The sequence below is a fragment of the Streptomyces sp. NPDC032126 genome (genome assembly GCF_055580085.1).
Genome location: NZ_JBVIMA010000004.1, coordinates 509,647 through 530,112, shown reverse-complemented (window position 1 = coordinate 530,112; position 20,466 = coordinate 509,647). Strand labels below are relative to the sequence as shown.

Below are 20,466 nucleotides of genomic sequence, written 5' to 3'. Positions count from 1 at the left end.
CCGTCGCCCCGAGCGCGCCCGCCCTCCACTCCCCCGTCGGGAGGGCGGGCGCTCGGCGTTTTCCCGGGCCTCCCTCTTCCTGCGTGACCCTTCTCCGTGGCCGGAATGCGGGCCTTGTGCACGGGTCACAGGATTCCCATAATCCACTCACAGCTTGACCCGTTCATGCCATTGCAAGCTTCTCGTTCGCATGCCCAACCCCCCACGGAAGGCAGCACGTTGAAGAAGCTCATCACCGCGCTCAAGAGATGCGTCGTCCTCGGCGCCGCGGCCCTCGCGATCACCAGTCTCCAGCCCGTCTCGGCCGCCCAGGCCGCCCCCTCCCCCGTCATCGGCGGAACCCGCGCCGCGCAGGGCGAGTTCCCGTTCATGGTCCGGCTCTCGATGGGCTGCGGCGGCGCGCTCTACACCCAGCAGATCGTCCTCACCGCCGCGCACTGCGTCGACGGCTCCGGCGCGAATACGAGCATCACGGCGACCGCGGGCGTCGTCGACCTCAACTCGACCAGCGGACGCGTCCGGGTCCGCTCCACCAAGGTCCTCCAGGCGCCCGGGTACAACGGCACCGGCAAGGACTGGGCGCTCATCAAGCTCGCCCAGCCGATCAATCTGCCGACGCTGAAGATCGCCACCACGACCGCCTACAACAACGGCGACTTCACGGTCGCGGGCTGGGGTGCGGCCCGTGAGGGCGGGGCCCAGCAGCGCTATCTCCTCAAGGCCACCGTGCCGTTCATCAACGACGCCACCTGTAAGGCGTACGGCGGTCTGTACAACGACCTGGTCGCGAGCGACGAGATCTGCGCCGGGTTCGACCAGGGCGGCGTGGACACCTGCCAGGGCGACTCCGGCGGGCCCATGTTCCGCAAGGACAACGCCGGTGCCTGGATCCAGGTCGGCATCGTCAGCTGGGGCGACGGCTGTGCCCGCGCGAAGGCGCCCGGTGTGTACACCGAGGTCTCGACCTTCGCCTCGGCGATAGCCTCGGCGGCCGCCACACTCTGAACCACCGCGGGGATCCACGGGCCCGGCACCGTCAGAGGTGCCGGGCCCGTGCCATGCCCATGCCGTGTCGGTGCCGGGCCCGTGCCGTGCCCTCAGAATCCGCCCCCGAAGTCCCCTCCCCCGCCCCCGCCTCCGTCGAAGCCGCCCCCGCCGCCGAAGTCGCCGAAGTCGCCCGGGTCGAAGTCCGCGCCGGAGACGTCGCCGCCCTGGTAGCCGCCGGCGCCGAAGTCGCCGTAGCCGGTGCCGTAGTCGGCGGCGTACGACGGGGTGGCCATCATGCTGCCGAGCATGGTGCCGATGAGCAGGCCGGGCAGGATGCCGCCGCCGAAGTAGCCGCCCGCCCAGGGGCCGTAGGCCGGACCGGCCTCCCAGTAGGGGCGGCGGCCGTAGTCGCTGTCGACCTCGCGGACGACCGGGTCGCGGCCGTCGGCGAGCCGGGTGCGGTCGGCGGCGCAGACCGGCACCTCGCGCGGTGCGCCGGCGGGCGGGGACCAGGTGGCGTCGGTGACCGAGGGGCCGTGGCGCGGGTCGAAGAAGCAGGGCGGGCGCCGCTCGGGCAGCGGCCGGCCCTCGCGGCGCGCGGCCAGCTGGGCGAGGCTGAAGCGGCCGTCCTCCAGGGCCTGGGTGACGGCGCGGACGTCCTCCGGTTTCGTGGCGGCCGCCATCGCCGACTTGGCCTGCTCGTAGGCGTCCAGGGCGCGCTCGTAGTCCGCGCGCATCGCGTCGTCGGCGCCGGCCTCGGCGGGGTGGAAGTCCAGGCGGTCCAGCTCCTCGCCGAAGGCGGTGATGTCCTCGTCCACGACGACCCGCAGCCTCTCCAGGGCGGCCCGCTGTTCCTCCGCGTGCCGCCGGCGGCCCCGCCGGACCAGCGCGTACGCGCCCGCCCCGCCCGCGACCAGGACCGCGCCGGCGGTGATCAGGGCGGTGGAGGAGATGCCGCCGCTGTCGGAGGTGCCCCAGGAGGAGGGGGCGGAGCCGCCCATGTGGGCGAGGGCCTGCTCGGTGAAGTCGGTGAGCTGGGCGTTGGCGTCGGGCTCCGAGGCGACGCTGGTGACGAGGTTGCGCACGGCCTGGTGGGACAGGACGGACGAGTCCGCGCGGGCGTCGAAGCGGTCGCCCAGGCGGATCGCGTAGAGGCCGGTGATGCCGGTGGCGGTGCGCAGGTCGCTGAAGAGGTTCTCGGTGGGGTAGCCCGCCGGGAGGACGGCGATGAAGAGAGGCTTGTCGGCGTCCTTGATGCGCTGTTGAAGGGTGTGCGCCTCGGCCTGTGAGAGCTGGTCGGAGGCGGCGGGGTCGACGTAGACGGGGCTCTCGCGGAGGGCCTCGGCGACGGCGGAGACGCTGGTGGCCGCCGTGGCGGAGGGGGCCGGCGCGAGGACGAACACGCAGGCGAGGGCGGCCAGCAGCGCTGCGGGGAGGCTTCGGGTCCGAAGGACGGCCTTCATCCTTCGAAGCTACCCGAAGCCTCCCATAATGGGCAGATCAGACGACTGAGGGGCCGCACCACGGGGCCACCTCCCCGTCTCACGTGGCCCGGTACGCCTCCGTCAGCTTCTCCACCGCCTGGCCGTACCGGCCCATGAGCAGCAGGTGGTCCGCCTCGGCGAAGGGCTTCGCCACGGCCTGCGTCATCCCCTGCCCCGCCTTCTGCTGGACGATCAGCCGCGCCTGGGTGACCAGCGCGTGTCCGGTCCGGTCGGCGCCCGCCCGTTCGGCCGCGGTCGCCGCGAGGGAGAGCCCGCGCAGGGTCGAGGCACCGCCCCGGGGGATCCGGGTGAGCGTGGTCAGCCCCCAGCCGTAGGGGAACTGCGGGTCGTACGCCGTGTCGCCGACGTTGATCGGCAGCTGTGCCTCGGACTTCGGCCAGGTCACGGGCAGCTGCCCGGTGAAGGGGCGCCTGCCGTAGAGCACGTCGGCGACGCCGTCGCCCTCGGTGCCCGGCAGCCAGGAGGCGACGAGCGCGTCGATCGCCCCTAGCCGGTCGCCGATGAGCTGCGGCCGCCCGGAGACGATCAGCACCGCGCACTTCATGGCCCCGCACACCCGGTCGACGGCGGCCCGGTCGGCGGTGGAGAGCATCAGGTCGTGGCCGTTGCCGACATCGCCGACGCCCTCGGCGTACGGGGTCTCGCCGACGACGACCACGCCGGCGTCGTAGCCGTTCAGGGGTGCGGAGGCGTCCTTGGAGTAGGTGACGTTCCCGCCCGCCGCACGCATGCCCTGGAGGATGGTCGTGCCGGTGGTGATGTTCCCGGAGGAGCCCTGCCAGGTGAGGGTCCAGCCGCCGGTCTGGTTGCCGAGGTCGTCGGCGTTGGACCCGGCGACGTAGACCTTCTGGCCCTTCTTGAGCGGGAGCAGGCCGCCGGAGTTCTTCAGCAGCACCTGCGACGCGGCGGCGGCCTGCCGGGCGACGGCCCGGTGTGCGGCCGAGCCGATGCCGGCGGCGCCGCTGGGGTCGGCGTACGGGTGCTCGAAGAGCCCGAGCCGGAACTTCTGGGTCAGGATGCGGGACACGGCGTCGTCGACGCGCGCCTCGCTGATCCGGCCCGCCGTCACCTCGGCGGTGAGCGCGGCGGTGAACTCCTTGTAGGAGTAGGGCACCATCATCATGTCCAGGCCCGCGTTCACGGAGGTGCGCACGTGGGAGGCGTAGTCGCCGGGGAGCTGGTCGATGGCGTTCCAGTCGCTGATGACGAAGCCGTGGAAGCCCATGCGGCCCTTGAGCACGCCGTTGATCATGTCGGCGCGGGCGTGCATCTTCACCGGGCCCTGTCCGTCGCCCACGACGTCGAGGGACGAGTAGGACGGCATGACGGTGCCGATGCCGCGGTCGACGGCGTCCTGGTACGGGGCGAGGTGGACGGCCTCCAGCTGCTGCCGGGTGACCGTGGTGACGCCCTGGTCGATGGTGTAGGAGCCGGTGGTGGAGGAGCCGTAGGCCGTGCCGCCGTCGCCGACGAAGTGCTTGGCGGTGGCGAGGACCTTGTCGGGGCGCTTCAGGTCCCTGCCGTCGGCGGCGCCCTGAAGGCCCTGGATAACGGTCTCCATGGACCGGACGAGGGCCGGGTCCTCGCCGAAGGACTCGTAGGAGCGGCCCCAGCGTTCGTCGCGGGTGACGCACAGGCAGGGGGCGAAGTCCCAGGGGATACCGGTGGCCCGGACCTCGGCGGCCGTGACCGCGCCCGTCCGCTGCGCGAGCCCGGGGTCGCGGGTGGCGCCGATGCCGATGTTGTGCGGCATGACGGTCGCGCCGGCGAGGTTGTTGTGGCCGTGCACGGCGTCGACGCCGTAGAGGAGGGGGATCTGGAACCGGGTGGCCCGGGCGCGGAGCTGGAAGCCGTCGATCATCCGCGCCCAGGCGGCGGGGGTGTTGGGGGTCGGGGTGGAGCCGCCGCCGGAGAGGAGTGAGCCAAGTCCGTAGGCCGCGATGTCGGCGCCGGCGGAGACCGCGCCGCGCTCGGCCTGGGTCATCTGGCCGGCCTTCTCCGCCAGGGACATGCGCCCCACGAGGTCGGCCACGCGCCGCTGTACGGGCAACGCGCTGTTCAGGTACGGCAGTCCGTGGGCGTCGATGACGACCTGGGGTGTCTCGGCGGGGGCCCTGGCGCCGGTGACGGTGAGCTTCAGGGGGATGGTCTCGGCGGGTTCGGCGGTCCTGTCCTTCAGGGTCGGGACCGCGATGACCCGGGTGGCGCCGGAGGGGGTACCGGCGGGGAAGGTGAGGGTGCCGGAGAGCGGGGGGTAGTCGGTGCCGGCCTCGGCGGTGCCGCCGCCGGCCGTGTAGGCGACGGTGACCGGCTCGTCGAGGGGCGCGGAGCCGGTGGTGCCGACGGCGACGGTCACCTCGGCCGTACCGCCCTCGGTGACGGTGTGGACGGCGGAGTCGGTGGTGACGGAGGCGCGCAGGGACTGGTCCGGCGTGCCGTACAACTCGACGCCGTCCATGGCGAATCGCCCGGGGCGGCCGACGGGGAGCGTGACGGCGTAGCCCCACATCCGGGTGAGTCCGAGGATGTGGTCGATGCCGCCGACGGGCTGGTAGTCGGTGCGGTAGGCGAAGTCGGTGAAGGGGATCTCGATCCGCTTCCACCCGGTGAAGTCGTCGGTGAAGGAGGTGGTCCACAGCTCGGAGGCCTCGCCGTGGGCGCCGCCGTCCTTGATCTCGAAGGAGATCTTCCCGCCGTCGCCCTGGCCGTCCCACCAGAAGCGGATGCCGCGGTGGGCGGACCAGTCGTGGGCGGGCCCGGCCGCGGCGTAGTCGTGGGTGAAGCCGCCCCAGCCGCTGATGTCGTACGTGCCGGAGAGGACCTTGGCGCCCTCGGGGGCGTCGGCGCGGTCGGCGAGTTGGAGGGTGGGCGGGTCGTCGGTGTCGCTGCCCCAGGTGAACAGGCCCTCGGCGGGCTGGGCGGCGAAGGGGACCTCGCCCTCGAAGCGGTCGACGGCGACCGGGGCGGGGTCGTCGGCGGCGCGGGCGGACGACAGTGGCACAAGTGCGGCCAGCAGAGCGGTGGAGACGAGCAGGGCGGTTCTTGGCATGGACCTTCCCTCGACTCTCTGGTTCACTCTGGCTCCCAGAGTTCACTCACGTCTTAGATCACGACGTGAGTTAACTAGCGCGTCCGACACCCGTCAAGACGTCCCGTCAGGAAGGGCGACGCCCATGAGGAGAACCCCCCGCACGGTCCGGTTGCTGCTGGCCGGGCTGCTCTCCACCACCGGCCTCACCGCGGCCGTGACCCCCGCGCACGCGGCGGGCGAACAGATCACCGCCTACCTCACGACCACCGACGACACGGCGGGCCGCCATGTGACCCGCGGTCTGCAACCCCAGGCGCCCTTCTCCTTCCAGTCCGGGACGGGCGGCGCCGGCGAGAACATCACGGTCGACGAGAACACCCGCTACCAGACGTTCACCGGCGGCGGCGCGTCGTTCACGGACACCGCGGCGTGGCTGATGAACAGCAGCGGCGCGCTGTCCGCGGCCACCCGGGACGCCACGATGCGCAAGCTGTTCTCGCCGACGGAGGGCATCGGCCTCTCCTTCCTGCGCAACCCGATGGGCGCCTCCGACCTGGCCCGCTACGGCTATACCTACGACGACGTGCCGGCCGGTCAGACCGACCCCTCTCTGGCCCGGTTCTCGATCGCGCACGACCTGGCGGACGTGGTCCCGCTGACGCGGCAGGCCCTCCAGCTCAACCCCTCCCTGACGGTCATGGCCTCGCCCTGGACGGCGCCCGCCTGGATGAAGGACAGCGGCTCGCTCAACGGCGGCTGGCTGAAGGCGGAGGACTACGGGGCGTACGCGGCGTACTTCGTGAAGTACCTCCAGGCCTACCAGGCACAGGGTGTGCCGGTCTCGTACGTGACCGCGCAGAACGAGCCGACGTGCTGCTCGGGCTACCCGTCGATGAGCTGGAACGCGAGCGGTCTGGCGTACTTCACCGGGAGCGAGCTGCTGCCGAAGCTCCAGGCGGCGGGCCTGACCACCAAGGTCCTCGCGCACGACTGGAACTGGGACGTCTACGACTCCTACGCCGCCCCGACGGTGGACGACCCCGCGATCCGCACCCACCCGAACTTCGGCGGGATCGCCTGGCATGGCTACGGCGGTGACATCGCCCGGCAGACGTCGGTGCACAACCAGTACCCCTCGCTGGACGCTTTCGGCACCGAGCACTCGGGCGGCACCTGAATCGCGAACCAGCAGCGCGAGGACATGAACAACATCATCGACTACACCCGCAACTGGGCGAAGTCGGTGACCAAGTGGTCCCTCGCGGTCGACCAGAACATGGGCCCGCACAACGGAGGCTGCGGCACCTGCACCGGCCTGATCACCGTGCACAACGGCGACGGCGCGAGCGGCACGGTCGACTACACCGTCGAGTACTACACGATGGGCCATCTGACGAAGTTCGTCCGCCCGGGCGCCCAGCGGATCGCGTCCACGGCGTCGTCCTCGGTGCCGAACGTGGCCTGGCGCAACCCCGACGGCTCGAAGGCGCTGATCGCGTACAACGACGCGACGACCGCGAAGACGGTGACGGTCAACTGGGGCTCGCAGCACGCCACTTACTCGCTGCCGGGCAAGACATCGGCGACCTTCACCTGGGCCGGGACGCAGTCCGGGGACGGCGGACGGACCGGCGCCCTCGTGGGCCTGGCCGGCAAGTGCCTGGACGTCGCGGGCGGTTCGAGCGCGAACGGCACGGCCGTCCAGCTCTACGACTGCAACGGCACGGCGGCCCAGCAGTGGACGGTCGCCTCCGACGGCTCGATCCGCGCCCTGGGCAAGTGCCTCGACGTGACGTCGGGTTCGACGGCGGACGGGGCGAAGGTGCAGCTGTACGACTGCAACGGCACCGGCGCCCAGCAGTGGTCGTACAACGCCTCGACGAACGACGTCGTGAACCTCGCCGCGAACAAGTGCCTGGACGTGACGGACAACTCGTCGGCGAACGGGGCACGGGCCCAGATCTGGTCGTGCACCGGAGCGGCGAACCAGAAGTGGCAGCTGCGGTGAGGGAGCCGGCGGGTGGGGGCCGTCCGGTGGCCGCCACCCGCCGGTGCCGGTCTACTCGGCCGGGTCCACCCCGGCGCGCAGCAGTCCGTACGTGTACGCGTCCTCCAGGGCCTGCCACGACGCGGCGATGACGTTCTCGGCGACGCCCACCGTCGACCACTCCCCCGCCCCGTCCGTGGTGGAGATCAGGACGCGGGTGGTGGACTGGGTGCCGTGCACGCCCTCCAGGATGCGGACCTTGTAGTCCACCAGGTCGAGCTTGGCGAGCTGCGGGTAGATCTTCTCCAGGGCGACGCGCAGCGCGCGGTCGAGGGCGTTCACCGGGCCGTTGCCCTCCGCCGTGGCGACGATGCGCTCGCCCTTGGCCCACAGCTTGACGGTGGCCTCGTTGGCGTGGGTGCCGTCGGGGCGGTCCTCGACGATCGCGCGCCAGGACTCGACCTCGAAGTAGCGCAGCGGGCTCCCCTGCACCTCGGCGCGGAGCAGCAGCTCGAAGGAGGCGTCGGCGGCCTCGTAGGTGTAGCCCTTGAGCTCGCGTTCCTTCACCCGCTCCACGACGCGCCCGACGAGCGCGCGGTCGTCGCCGAGGTCGACGCCGAGCTCCTTGCCCTTGAGCTCGACGGAGGCCCGGCCCGCCATGTCGGAGACCAGCATGCGCATGGTGTTGCCGACCCGCTCGGGGTCGATGTGCTGGTACAGGTCGGGGTCGACCTTGATGGCGGAGGCGTGCAGGCCGGCCTTGTGGGCGAAGGCGGAGACGCCGACGTAGGGCTGGTGGGTGGACGGCGTCAGGTTGACGACCTCGGCGATGGCGTGCGAGATACGGGTCATCTCGCGCAGATGCCCGTCGGGCAGGACCTTCTTGCCGTACTTCAGTTCCAGGGCGGCGACGACCGGGAACAGGTTGGCGTTGCCGACCCGCTCGCCGTACCCGTTGGCCGTGCACTGCACGTGCGTCGCGCCGGCGTCGACGGCGGCCAGGGTGTTCGCCACGGCGCAGCCGGTGTCGTCCTGGGCGTGGATGCCGAGCCGGGCGCCGGTGTCGGCGAGGACGGTGGAGACGACGGCGTGGATCTGCGCGGGCAGCATGCCGCCGTTGGTGTCGCAGAGGATGACGACGTCGGCGCCCGCGTCCGAGGCCGCCCGGACGACGGCCTTGGCGTACTCCGGGTTGGCGCGGTAGCCGTCGAAGAAGTGCTCGCAGTCGACGAAGACCCGGCGGCCCTGCTCGCGCAGGTAGGAGACGGTGTCGCGGACCATCTCCAGGTTCTCGTCGAGGGTGGTGCGCAGGGCCAGCTCGACATGCCGGTCATGGGACTTCGCGACCAGCGTGATCACCGGGGCGCCGGACTCCAGCAGCGCCTTGACCTGCGGATCCTCGGCCGCCGTGCCGCCCGCGCGACGGGTCGCGCCGAAGGCGACGAGCTGCGCGTGCCGGAAGTCGATCTCCGCCTGCGCACGGGCGAAGAACTCGGTGTCGCGCGGGTTCGCGCCGGGCCAGCCGCCCTCGATGAAGCCCACGCCGAAGTCGTCCAGGTGCCGAGCGATCGCGAGCTTGTCGGCGACGGTGAGGTTGATGCCCTCCCGCTGGGCGCCGTCGCGCAGGGTGGTGTCGAAGACGTGGAACGAGTCGTCGAGCTCGCTGGTTACCGTCATGGTCGTAAGGCTCCTGATTCGGATCTCGGTCTACCGGAATGACCGGCTCCACCGTCCCCCCATGGTCCCTCGCGCTCCGCTCCCGGCTGAAGGTGGGCCAGGAAACAGAAAAACCTCTCGCGGGTGCGAGAGGTCTGCGCGCGGGTCGAGGACGACGATGGCCGCCCGTACCTGGTCGTACGTGGCGGTCACTGCGGACCGGCGCGCCTGCTGCCAATAATCATGGCGAACGAGAGCACGGTGGCAGTCTGGCACAAGGGATCCCGTCGCTCACCGTCCGTCTCAGGATGCGAGCAGTGATCCGTCCAGGAACTCGCGGACATGGGCGAGCACCTGTTCCCGTCCGGTGCCCCGCAGCCCGATCGCCACATGGATGGAGAAGCCGTCGAGCAGGGCACGCAGCCGGGCGGCGAACCGGTCGGGGTCCACGGACCGGAACTCCCCCCGCGACACCCCCTCGGCGAGGAGGGCGACGAGGTCGCGGTGCCAGGCGCCCTCGATGGCGGCCTGGCGGTCGCGGGCGTCGGATTCGACGGCAGCGCTCTGCGAGCGGTTCCAGACCTCCAGCCAGAGCGTCCAGTGGGGGTCCCGGTGGCCCTCGGGGACGTACAGGTCGACGTAGGCGTCGAGTCGCTCCCGGGCGCCGGCCGCGCGGGCGAGCAGCCGGCGCCGCTCGTCGCCGAGCCGCCCCTCGCTCCACTCCAGCGTCTGGAGCAGCAGTTCGTCCTTGGAGCGGAAGTAGTAGAGGAGATGCCCGCTGCTCATGCCGACCTCACGGCCGAGCGCGGCCATGGTGAGCTTCTCCAGCCCGCGCTCGGCGATCATCTCCATGGCGGCGGCGAGGATCAGCTCACGCGCGGGGGCCGGGGTGCGCCGGGAGCCGCTCATACGGCGGCGACCTGGACGGCGTCGGGGAGGAAGTGGGTCTCGTAGGGCCCGTAGCACTCGGCGAACAGGGTCGCCACCCGCGCCCCGCAGCCCGGGCACAGCTTGTTCGGCCCCTCCTGCCCGGACAGGCCGCAGCATCCGGCGTCCTGGGCGGCGGGGTCGGCCGTGAGGTGCCCGCGGGTGTCCTCGGGGTGGACCACGAGGGTGTCGCGCGGCCCCGCGGACATCAGACAGCCCGGCCCGTCGGGGTCGTCGACGCACACTCCGGGGACGGCGGCCCCCGCCCACTCCGGGTCCGGATGCGGCACGAAGGGTGCCCCGCTCGGCTCGGGATCCACCGCGTAGGTGCCCCGTGGCACGGTCGACGGAGCGTGCCGCGAGCCGTCGGGGTTCTTCCGCCCGTCGTACTCGGGGCGTTCGGGCAGCTCGGACAGCGGGCGCAGCGGTTCGCTGAGACGGCGGCCGCAGGCCGCGCAGACCAGGACGTTCACCCGTATGTTCTACCTGACCGGCACCCTGGGCTGCTGCTGGGTGATGCAGTGGATGCCTCCGCCGCCCGCGAAGATCGCGCGGGCGTCGACCAGGGTCACGGTCCGCTCGGGGAAGAGGCGGCGGAAGATTCCGGCCGCGAGCTCGTCGTGCGGGTCGTCGAAGGCGCAGAGCACGACGCCGCCGTTGCAGAGGTAGTGGTTGATGTAGGAGTAGTCGACCCAGTGACCGTCCTCGTCCTTGAGGACCGTGGGGGCGGGGACCTCGACGACCTCCAGGCGGCGGCCCTTGGCGTCGGTCCGGCCGCGCAGCAGCTCGATGTACTCCCGCGAGCGGACGTGGTCCGGGTGGGCCGGATCGCGCTGGCTGTGGACCAGTACGGTGCCGGGCCGGGCGAAGGCCGCGACGATGTCGACATGGCCCTGGGTGCCGTAGGTGCCGTAGTCGCCGGCGAGGCCGTGCGGGAGCCAGATCGCCTTGGTGGTGCCGAGCCTGGCGTGGATCTCCGCCTCGACCTGTGCGCGCGTCCAGCCGGGGTTGCGGCCGGCGCCCAGCTGGACGGTGTCGGTGAGCAGGACCGTGCCCTCGCCGTCGACGTGGATCGCGCCGCCCTCGTTGACCAGCGGTGACGGGAGCACGGGGGTGCCGGTCAGATCGGCCACATGCCGGGCGATCTTGGCGTCGTGCTCCCAGCGGGCCCACTCCTGGGCGCCCCAGCCGTTGAACGTCCAGTCCACGGCGGCCAGTTCCCGGCCGTCGGTGACGAACGTGGGGCCGATGTCCCGCATCCACGCGTCGTCGAGTTCGCGTTCGACCAAGGTGATGTCCGGGCCGAGCAGTTCGCGCGCGGTCGCGCCCTGGCCGGGCCCGTGCACCATCGTCACCGGCTCGAAGCGGCGCACGGCGCGCGCGACGGACGCCCAGGCGGCGCGGGCCTCGGCGAGCTCCCGGTCGTTGGTGAAGGTGGGGTTGGGGCCGGGCCAGGCCATCCAGGTGCGCTCGTGCGGGGCCCATTCGGGGGGCATGCGGTAGGTCATGGGAAGTCCTGGGTGTCCTAGAGGAAGTACAGGCGGTTGAGGGCGACGGAGTCGGCGGGTTGGGAGCGCAGCGGCTCCCCGTCGAGGGTCACGAGCCCGGTGCGCCCGTCGACGTCCACCACCCCCGTACGGGAGTTGAGTCGCAGGTCGGCGGGGCCGATGCCGCGCGTTCCGCGCACGGCCACCCGGCGTCGGCGGGTCGGCATCGAGTCGTGGCCGAGGTCCACGGCGGCCTGTGCCACGAACGCCACCGAGAGGTCGGCCGGGGTGGCGCCGTACGCCCCGAACTGCGGTCCCAGCACGAGCGGTTCGCAGGTGTCGGTGGCCGCGTTGGGGTCGCCGACCACGCCGTACGCCGGGAAGCCGGCCTTGAGCACGAGCTGGGGTTTGGCCCCGAAGTACTCCGGGCGCCACAGCACGATGTCGGCCAGCTTGCCGACCTCGAGGGAGCCGACCTCGTGCGACAGCCCGTGCGCGATGGCGGGGTTGATGGTCAGCTTGGCCAGGTAGCGCAGCACGCGCTCGTTGTCGTGCTCGTCCGGGGCGCCGAACTCGGCCTTCATCTTCGCGGCCATGGCGAGGGTGCGGCGCACGGTCTCGCCGGCCCGGCCCATGCCCTGGGCGTCGGACGAGGTGATGCCGATCGCGCCCAGGTCGTGCAGGACGTCCTCGGCGCCCATGGTCCCGGCGCGGATGCGGTCACGGGCCATGGCCGCGTCGCCGGGCAGGTCGGTCTTGAGGTCGTGGACGGAGACGATCATGCCGTAGTGCTCGGCGACGGCGTCCCGGCCGAAGGGCAGGGTCGGATTCGTCGACGACCCGATGACGTTGGCTACGCCCGCCATCTTCAGCACGTTCGGCACATGTCCGCCGCCGCAGCCCTCGATGTGGAAGGCGTGGATGGTCCGCCCCTCCAGCACCCGCAGGGTGTCCTCGACGGACAGGCACTCGTTCAACCCGTCGCTGTGCAGGGCGACTTGGACGTCGTGCTCCTCGGCGACCCGGAGAGCCGTGTCCAGGGCCCGCGTATGGGCGCCCATGTCCTCGTGCACCTTGAAGCCGGACGCGCCGCCCTCGGCGAGCGCCTCCACGAGGGGCGCCTCGTGGGACGACGAACCCCGGCCCAGGAAGCCGATGTTGACCGGCCAGGCGTCGAAGGCGCTGAACGCGTGCCGCAGCGCCCAGGGCGAGTTGACGCCGACGCCCCACACGGGGCCGAACTCCTGCCCGATGACGGTGGTGACCCCGGAGGCGAGGGACGCCTCCATGATCCGGGGCGAGAGCAGATGGACGTGGGTGTCCACGGCGCCGGCGGTGGCGATGAGTCCCTCGCCGGACACGATGGACGTGCCCGTGCCGACGACGACGTCGACCCCGTCGAGGGTGTCGGGGTTCCCGGCGCGCCCGATGGAGCTGATCCGCCCCTCTCGGATGCCGATGGACACCTTGCGGATCCCCTGCACGGCGTCGATGACGACCACGTTGCTGATCACGACGTCACAGGTGTCCCGCACGGCGGCGGCCTTGAGGTGCAGTCCGTCGCGCGCGGTCTTCCCGAACCCGGCGAGGAACTCGTCCCCGTACCGCTGGGAGTCGGACTCGACGCGCACCACCAGGCCCGAGTCGCCGAGGCGGATGCGGTCACCGGCGCGGGGGCCGTGCGTGGCCGCGTACTCGTAGGGGGTGAGGCGGCGGGCATCGGCGGGGTGGCCTCCGGGGCGGCTCATCGCGCTTCCCCTTCCGTCGTGACTCCGAGGTATCCGCAGGCGGCGGCCCGGCGCAGCGCCTCTTCCCGGGCTCCCGGCGCGTCCAGCGCCCCGTCGACGAGCCCCGCGAACCCGACCGCGACGCGCTCGCCGCCGATCGGCAGGAGTCCGACCTCGGCGCTCTCCCCCGGCCCGAAGCGGACGGACGACCCGGCCGGGACGGCGAGACGCATCCCGTAGGCGTCCTCCCGGGCGAAACGCAGGCGCGGGTTGGCCTCGAAGAAGTGGAAGTGCGAGGTGACGGAGACGGGGACGGTCGCGGTGTTGGTGACCGTGATCCGTACGGCCGCCTCCGGCTCGGTGTGCTCGGGCCCCGGCAGCAGGGCGCCCGGAGCGTTCTCGCCCAGCCCGCGCCCCAGGGGGTCGGTGACGACGGCGAGGCGTGAGCCGTCGTCGAAGACGGCCTCGACATGCACCTCGGTGACGACGTCGGCGACACCCGGCAGGACGTCGTCGGGGCCGAGGACGGACCGGGCGGCCTCGATGGCCTCGGCGAGCCGCCGTCCGTCACGGGCGGCCTCGCAGACGGTGTCCGCGATGAGCGCGGTGGCCTCGGGCACGTTGAGCCGCAGGCCCCGGGCCCGTCTGGCCCGGGCCAGCTCGGCGGCCCCGAAGAGCAGCAGCCGGTCGCGTTCGGTGGGGGTCAGCCTCATCCCGTATCCCTCCTTTAGAGCAGCACTCTAACAATGAAACAGCGATCTGGAAGGGTTGACGGACTCCCATGGCGTGGCCCACATTGAGCGTCACTCCAAGAGAGGGAGGACCCAGCCATGCCGATGGAACAGCGCGGAGTCGACACCATCCCCGAGGAGGAACGCACCAGCGGGCCACGCGATCTCGTCTCGATCCTGCTGGGGTCCAACCTCTGCCTCGGCGTGATCGTCTTCGGCTGGCTCCCGCCGAGCTTCGGGCTCGACTGGTGGTCCTCGCTCACCTCGATCGTCGTCGGCACCCTCGCCGGCACCGCCCTCACCGCGCCGCTCGCGCTGATCTCCCTGCGCACGGCGACGAACCTGTCGACGTCCTCCGGCGCCCAGTTCGGGGTGCGCGGGCGGCTGGTCGGCTCGGTCGTCGGCCTGCTGCTGGCCCTCGGCTACACCGCGCTGACCGTGTGGATCGGCGGCGACGTGATGGTCGGCGTCCTCGGCCGCCTGGTGGGACTGCCCGCCGACGGACTGTCCTACGGCGTGGTCTACGGGGTGCTCGCGGCGGCGACCGTGGCCGGCGCGGTCTACGGCTACCGGGTGCTGCTCGCGATGTCCCGGGTGCTGGCCATCGGCATGACGGCCCTGCTGGCGCTCGGCGTGATCGCGTACGCCCCGCACTTCACGACCGGGGCACTGCCGCAGACGGGCGGCTATCTGCTGGGCGGCTACTGGCCGACGTGGCTGCTGGCGGCGGTGGCCGCGGGACTGTCCGGCCCGATCGCCTTCATCACCCTGCTCGGCGACTACACCCGCTACATCTCACCGGCCCGCCACTCCACGCGCCGCGTCCTGCGCGCGACCTGGCTGGGGCTGATCCTGGGCCTGCTGGTGCCGCAGCTCTTCGGCACCTTCACGGCGTACGCGGCCCGCGCCGCCCTCGACTACGCCGGTCCGCTGGTCGACGCCTCGCCCGTCTGGTACCTGGTCCCGCTGCTGCTGGCCGCCTCGGCCGGGTCGGTCGGCAACGCCGGGCTGATGCTGTACTCGATGGGCCTCGACCTGGACGCCATCCTGCCGCGCGCCTCACGGGCCCGCGCCACCTGCACGGTCGCCGTCGTGGCGACGGCCTGCGTCTTCGTCGGCCACTACGCGTCGAGCGCGCAGGACGCGATGACCTCCTTCGTGCTGCTGCTGACGGCGATCGGCACCCCGTGGGCGGTCATCACCCTCATCGGCTTCGCCCGCTGCGGCGGCCTCTACGACGCGGACGCCCTCCAGGTCTTCAACCGCCGCGCGCGGGGCGGCGTCTACTGGTTCACCGGCGGCTGGCACGTCCCGGCGACGGTGTCCTGGGCGCTGGGCGCGGTGACCGGCGTCCTGGCGGTGTCCCTGCCCGAGTACGAGGGCCCGCTGCTGTCCCTGACGGGCGGGGTGGACTGCAGCTTCGTACTGTCGGGGCTGGTGGGGGGCGTGGCCTACCTGCTGCTGACGCCGGGCCGGAACAGCATCGGGGCCGCCCCGGAGGTGGACTCCGGGGCGGCCCTGGCGAACAGCGAGTTCTAGCCCAGCTTGTGCATCCAGCCGTGCTTGTCCTCCGCGGTGCCCCGCTGGATGTCGAGCAGGGCCTGGCGCAGCCGCACGGTCACCTCGCCCGGCTCACCGCCGCTCTGCTGCCACTGCGCGCCGGTCCGCTTGACCGTGCCGACCGGCGTGATCACGGCCGCGGTACCGCAGGCGAACACCTCGGTCAGCGTCCCGTTCTCGGAGTCCCGCTGCCACTGGTCGACGGAGACCCGCCCCTCCTCGGCCTCGTACCCGAGGTCGCGGGCGACGCTCAGCAGGGAGTCGCGGGTGACGCCCTCCAGGATGGAGCCGGTGAGGGACGGCGTGATGATCTTGTTTCCGTACACGAAGTACAGGTTCATGCCGCCGAGTTCCTCGACCCACTTGCGCTCGACCGCGTCGAGGTAGCAGACCTGGGCGCAGCCCTCCGCCGCGGCCTCGGCCTGGGCGAGCAGCGACGCGGCGTAGTTGCCGCCGGTCTTGGCGTCGCCCATGCCGCCGGGGACGGCGCGGACGTGGTCCTCGGAGACCCAGATGGAGACGGGCTTGACGCCGCCCGGGAAGTAGGCGCCGGCCGGCGAGGCGATGACCAGGAACAGGTACTCGTTGGCGGGCTTGACGCCCAGCCCGACCTCGGTGGCGATCATGAAGGGCCGCAGGTAGAGGGACTCCTCGCCGCCGTGCGCCGGCACCCAGGCCTGGTCCTGCCGCACCAGCGCGTCGCACGCCTCGATGAAGGTCTCGACCGGCAGCTCGGGCATGCCGAGGCGGCGGGCGGACGCCTGGAAGCGCTGGGCGTTCTTCTCCGGGCGGAAGGTGGCGACGGAACCGTCGGGCTGGCGGTACGCCTTGAGGCCCTCAAAGATCTCCTGCGCGTAGTGCAGCACCATCGTGGCCGGGTCGAGGGAGAGCGGCGCGTACGGGACGAGCTGTCCGTCGTGCCAGCCCCGGCCCTCCGTCCACTTGATCGTCACCATGTGGTCGGTGAAGTGGCGGCCGAACCCGGGGTTGGCCAGGATCGCCTCGCGCTCCGCGGCGGACAGCGGGCTGGCGGAGGGCTTGAGCTCGATCGTGGGCGTCGTCATGAGTGGTGTCCTTCACCGGTTGTCGTGAGGGGCCGCGCTCCGGCCCGGCGACGACCGTTTCCGGCCAGTGCTAGGACGTCCGAGCTTTCCCTCATATCGCGGCTCCGCGTTCGATTATCGCGCGGGAGCAGCGGGGGAAGGAATCCGGGTGAATGCGGCCCAGGGTTGATGGTGGCACCCGGCGCCGCATACGAGAAGCCGCCGGGTGCTGATGCGACCCGACGGCTTACGGAGCAGCGCGGGTCAGCCGGCTACGCGTACGGCGAGCGCGTCGCCGATCTCGGAGGTGGAGCGGGCGGGCTTGCCGGTGCGCTCCGCGAGGTCGGCGGAGACGGCGTCCTCGATCCGGGCGGCCTCGGTGTCGTAGCCGAGGTGGCGCAGGAGGAGGGCGACGGACAGGACCGTGGCGGTGGGGTCGGCCTTGCCCTGGCCGGCGATGTCCGGGGCCGAGCCGTGGACGGGCTCGAACATGGACGGGAACTCGCCGCTCGGGTTGATGTTGCCGGAGGCGGCGACGCCGATGCCGCCGGAGACGGCCGCGGCGAGGTCGGTGATGATGTCGCCGAAGAGGTTGTCGGTGACGATCACGTCGAAGCGGCCGGGGTCGGTGACCAGGTAGATGGTCGCGGCGTCGACGTGGATGTAGTCCGTGGTGACCTCGGGGAACTCCTCGGCCACCTTGTTGAAGATGTTCGTCCACAGGTGACCGGCGAAGGTCAGCACGTTGTTCTTGTGGACCAGGGTCAGCTTCTTGCGCGGGCGGGCCTGGGCGCGGGCGAAGGCGTCCCGCACGACGCGCTCGACACCGAAGGCCGTGTTGACGGAGACCTCGGTGGCGACCTCGTGCTCGGTGCCCTTGCGGATGGTGCCGCCGTTGCCCGTGTAGGGGCCTTCGGTGCCCTCGCGGACCACGACGAAGTCGATGCTGGGCTCACCGGCGAGCGGGGTGGCGACACCCGGGAGGAGCTTCGACGGACGCAGGTTGACGTGGTGGTCGAAGGCGAAGCGGAGCTTGAGCAGGAAGCCGCGCTCCAGGACGCCGGAGGGGACCGAGGGGTCGCCGATGGCGCCGAGGAGGATGGCGTCGTGCTGCTTCAGCGCGGCGAGGTCGGCGTCGGTGAGGGTCTCACCGGTGGCGTGGTAGCGCCGGGCGCCGAAGTCGAATTCCTTGGTCTCCAGCTTCACATCCTGCGGGAGGACGGCGGAGAGGACCTTGAGGCCTTCGGCCACGACTTCCTGCCCGATGCCGTCACCGGGGATCACTGCGAGATCGATGCTGCGAGACATGCGGGCGACCCTACTCCTCGTCCCATGGGATGACACGAGTTGTCCGCGATGCGGACAGCTCGTGTCATCCCCCTGGCGGGTTGCGGCTCCCGGGCCGGAGGGCCGAACGGCGGCTCAGTGGCCGGTCTCGCCGCCGTTGTCACGGCGGTCGAGGGCGCGCTGGAGGGCGGCGGCGGCCTGCTTGCGGTCGGACTCGCTCGTACGGGAGACGTGGCGGACTCGGCGGCGGACGGTCGTCTCGGCCATGGGAAATCGACTCCTTCGGCACAACGGGGTGCGGAGACAGAGGGGTTACGAGACGCCGGAGGGGCGGGGAGCTGCGGGCCGCAGGGGTTGCCTGCACGGTGCCCGGCTCACGACCGCCATTCGCTTGATCGAGCGAGACGTTCGGCTCCTACAAAGCTAGAGGAGGAGCACGCTTCTGTCTCCACAATTACTCGGACTTCCTACTATCTGAGACGGCGGACCGGGTCACACCCCGCCGAGCTGCGCTTTCGCCGATGCGCGCAGTTCCCGGACCAGGGCGCGGACCGCCGCCGTGCCGGCCAGTTCGGGGGTGGTGACATAGCCGATCCGCCGGGTCGGCCGCTCCGGTCCGAGATCGGCGATCTCCGTGGTGAGCGGCGCTCCGGTCAGCGACAAGGCCGGCATGATGGCCATCCCCAGACCACTGCTCACCATCGAGAGCACCGCTCCGTCGTCCTCGGCACGCACGGTCGCGGCGGGGATCCACTCCTGGGCGGCCCACCACGCGCGGGTGTAGGAGGAGCAGTTCTCCTGCCAGTCCACGAGCGGCAGGGAGCGCGGGTCCGGGTGCCCGGCGGGGTGGACGAGCGAGTACGGCTCCTCCAGCAGCACGTCCCCGACCAGCCCGGGCGGCACCGGAGCGCTGGTGCCGAGCGTGGCGATCCCGAGGTCGGCCCGCCCCTCGGCGACCTCCCCGGCCGTGCCCGCGCCGATCTCCCGTACGACGGTGACGCTCGCCTCGATCCCCGGATGCCGGGCGGCGAGCCGCTCCAGCACCGGCGGCAGCAGATGCAGCGCCGCACTGCGGAACGCGGCGACGCGCAGCGGCCCGGCGACCACCTCGTCGCCGTCGGCCCGCACCCCGCGCGCCTCCACAGCCAGCACCTGGAGCATCCGCAGCACCCGCCGGGCGTGCCCCACGGCCCGCTCCCCCGCCGGCGTCGGCCGGGCCCCGTACCGTCCGCGCTCGAACAGCACGACCCCCAGCTTGCGTTCGATGCCGCGCACGGAGTGCGAGACGGCGGACTGGGTGGCGCCGAGCCGGACCGCGGCCGCCGAGAAGCCGCCCTCCTCGGCCACGGCCACCAGGGTCCTGAGTTCCTGGGGCGCCAGATCGACCGGGTTCACAAGGGCCTCCCACCTGCTGCCATGAGGACGGCTCATGGAACGTCCGCCGCCATGAACGCAACCCCCTGCCCGGCGCCCGCATTCCTGCCTACGGTCCCCTCCCATGAACGAGACCGCGCTCACCGTGCAGCAGACCGCCCGCCCGACCGGCTTCCCCACGCCCGGCCACTTCCGCTTCGTCGAGTCACCCGTCCCCGCACCGGCGCCGGGCACCGCCCTGGTGGAGAACCTGTACTGGTCCGTCGATCCCTACCACCGCGAAATGATGGACGGACTCTTCGAGTTGAACGCCCCGCTGGAGGGCCGCACGCTCGGCCGGATCGTCGACTCCCGCGATCCGGCGCTCCCGGAGGGCGAGATCGTGCTGCACCGGCACGGCTGGCGCACCCACGCGGTGGTCCGCGCCGACGAGGTGAGACGGCTGCCCCGGCACGAAGGGGTGCCGCTGTCGGCGTACTTGAGCCTGCTCGGCGGCACCGGCCTGACGGCGTACGTCGGCCTCACCCGGATCGCCCGGCTGCGCGAGGGCGACGACGTCTTCGTCTCCGGCGCGGCGGGCGCGGTCGGCACCGCCACCGGCCGCTTCGCCCGGCTCCTCGGCGCCGGCCGGCTGATCGGCAGCGCGGGCACCCCGGAGAAGGTCGCGTACCTGACCGGCCATGTGGGGTACGACGCCGCCTTCGACTACCACGACGGCCCGGTCGCCGACCTGCTCGCGAAGGCGGCCCCGGACGGCTTCGACCTGTTCGTCGACAACGTCGGCGGCGAGCACCTGGGCGCCGCCATCGGCGCGCTGCGCGACTTCGGCCGGGTGGTCCGGGTCGGCACGATCACGCAGTACAACACCCCCGACGCACCACCCGTGGTGTTCAACCACGCGGACGTCGTGGAGAAAAGCCTGCGCCTGGAGGGCTTCCTCGTCCGCGACCACACCGACGTCCAGGAGGAGCTCTACGACTTCGCCGTGCCGCGCCTGCTGAACGGTGACCTCGCCCTGGACGAGACGATCGTGCCCGGATTCGAGCGGATCGTGGAGGCGTTCCTGCTGATGCTGCGCGGCGGCAACACCGGCAAGATCCTGGTGGCACGGGAAACGGGCCGGGAAGCCTGAGCGCAGGTCAGGCTCCCCGGCCCGTACCTCGG

General features: G+C 72.0%; 15 protein-coding genes and 1 pseudogene. 4 read left to right on the top strand and 12 right to left on the bottom strand.

The features are described from left to right. The first annotated feature begins 219 nt into the window (after nt 1-219). Nucleotides 220-1,005, top strand: coding sequence for a S1 family peptidase (locus ACZ5NW_RS18755; RefSeq protein ID WP_468744939.1), 786 nt, complete (start codon nt 220-222; stop codon nt 1,003-1,005). Nucleotides 1,006-1,097: 92 nt separating this feature from the next. Here the strand turns inward: ACZ5NW_RS18755 and ACZ5NW_RS18750 are convergent, their stop codons facing one another. Both ACZ5NW_RS18750 and ACZ5NW_RS18745 read right to left on the bottom strand, forming a co-directional pair. Continuing rightward, nucleotides 1,098-2,450: a hypothetical protein gene (locus ACZ5NW_RS18750; RefSeq protein WP_468744938.1), complete on the bottom strand. Its 1,353-nt coding sequence runs from the start codon at nt 2,448-2,450 to the stop codon at nt 1,098-1,100. A 79-nt stretch (nt 2,451-2,529) separates the two neighbouring features. Beyond that, nucleotides 2,530-5,541, bottom strand: coding sequence for a glycoside hydrolase family 3 protein (locus tag ACZ5NW_RS18745; protein ID WP_468744937.1), 3,012 nt, complete (start codon nt 5,539-5,541; stop codon nt 2,530-2,532). A gap of 124 nt (nt 5,542-5,665) precedes the next feature. On the opposite strand from ACZ5NW_RS18745, the pseudogene ACZ5NW_RS18740 reads away from it, so the two are divergent. Next, nucleotides 5,666-7,531 (top strand): annotated as a pseudogene (locus tag ACZ5NW_RS18740) (lectin). Between the two features lie 51 nt (nt 7,532-7,582). On the opposite strand, the gene cimA reads toward ACZ5NW_RS18740, so the two are convergent. The 6 genes from cimA to ureA all read right to left on the bottom strand — a co-directional run bounded on the left by cimA (nt 7,583) and on the right by ureA (nt 14,020). Then, nucleotides 7,583-9,187, bottom strand: coding sequence for a citramalate synthase (gene cimA / locus ACZ5NW_RS18735; protein ID WP_468744936.1), 1,605 nt, complete (start codon nt 9,185-9,187; stop codon nt 7,583-7,585). Between the two features lie 282 nt (nt 9,188-9,469). Then, nucleotides 9,470-10,075, bottom strand: coding sequence for a TetR/AcrR family transcriptional regulator (locus ACZ5NW_RS18730; protein ID WP_468744935.1), 606 nt, complete (start codon nt 10,073-10,075; stop codon nt 9,470-9,472). Then, nucleotides 10,072-10,566 carry a hypothetical protein gene (locus ACZ5NW_RS18725; RefSeq protein ID WP_468744934.1) on the bottom strand — a complete coding sequence of 165 codons (495 nt, stop codon included), beginning with the start codon at nt 10,564-10,566 and terminating at the stop codon, nt 10,072-10,074. The genes ACZ5NW_RS18730 and ACZ5NW_RS18725 overlap by 4 nt, the downstream gene beginning before the upstream one ends. 9 nt (nt 10,567-10,575) lie before the next feature. Beyond that, nucleotides 10,576-11,601, bottom strand: a complete 1,026-nt coding sequence (locus ACZ5NW_RS18720) for an agmatine deiminase family protein (protein WP_468744933.1) — start codon at nt 11,599-11,601, stop codon at nt 10,576-10,578. 17 nt (nt 11,602-11,618) lie between these two features. Then, nucleotides 11,619-13,328, bottom strand: a complete 1,710-nt coding sequence (locus tag ACZ5NW_RS18715) for an urease subunit alpha (RefSeq protein ID WP_468744932.1) — start codon at nt 13,326-13,328, stop codon at nt 11,619-11,621. Then, nucleotides 13,325-14,020, bottom strand: coding sequence for an urease subunit gamma (ureA, locus tag ACZ5NW_RS18710; RefSeq protein WP_468744931.1), 696 nt, complete (start codon nt 14,018-14,020; stop codon nt 13,325-13,327). Before ureA ends, ACZ5NW_RS18715 begins: the two co-directional genes overlap by 4 nt. A 117-nt stretch (nt 14,021-14,137) precedes the next feature. On the opposite strand from ureA, the gene ACZ5NW_RS18705 reads away from it, so the two are divergent. Next, nucleotides 14,138-15,577, top strand: coding sequence for a cytosine permease (locus ACZ5NW_RS18705; RefSeq protein WP_468744930.1), 1,440 nt, complete (start codon nt 14,138-14,140; stop codon nt 15,575-15,577). Here ACZ5NW_RS18705 and ACZ5NW_RS18700 read toward each other — a convergent pair. The 4 genes from ACZ5NW_RS18700 to ACZ5NW_RS18685 form a co-directional block, all read right to left on the bottom strand. Then, the gene (locus tag ACZ5NW_RS18700; protein WP_468744929.1) at nt 15,574-16,662 is read right to left on the bottom strand and encodes a branched-chain amino acid aminotransferase; all 1,089 of its coding nucleotides are present in this window, start codon (nt 16,660-16,662) and stop codon (nt 15,574-15,576) included. The genes ACZ5NW_RS18705 and ACZ5NW_RS18700 overlap by 4 nt on opposite strands. Nucleotides 16,663-16,905: 243 nt before the next feature. Next, nucleotides 16,906-17,949 carry a 3-isopropylmalate dehydrogenase gene (locus tag ACZ5NW_RS18695; protein WP_468744928.1) on the bottom strand — a complete coding sequence of 348 codons (1,044 nt, stop codon included), beginning with the start codon at nt 17,947-17,949 and terminating at the stop codon, nt 16,906-16,908. A gap of 114 nt (nt 17,950-18,063) precedes the next feature. Beyond that, nucleotides 18,064-18,195: a hypothetical protein gene (locus tag ACZ5NW_RS18690; protein ID WP_468744927.1), complete on the bottom strand. Its 132-nt coding sequence runs from the start codon at nt 18,193-18,195 to the stop codon at nt 18,064-18,066. A 225-nt stretch (nt 18,196-18,420) separates the two neighbouring features. Continuing rightward, nucleotides 18,421-19,359, bottom strand: a complete 939-nt coding sequence (locus ACZ5NW_RS18685; protein WP_468744926.1) for a LysR family transcriptional regulator — start codon at nt 19,357-19,359, stop codon at nt 18,421-18,423. A 67-nt stretch (nt 19,360-19,426) separates the two neighbouring features. Between ACZ5NW_RS18685 and ACZ5NW_RS18680 the strand changes: the two genes are divergently transcribed. After that, the gene (locus ACZ5NW_RS18680; RefSeq protein WP_468744925.1) at nt 19,427-20,434 is read left to right on the top strand and encodes an NADP-dependent oxidoreductase; all 1,008 of its coding nucleotides are present in this window, start codon (nt 19,427-19,429) and stop codon (nt 20,432-20,434) included. The last annotated feature ends 32 nt before the right edge of the window (nt 20,435-20,466 follow it).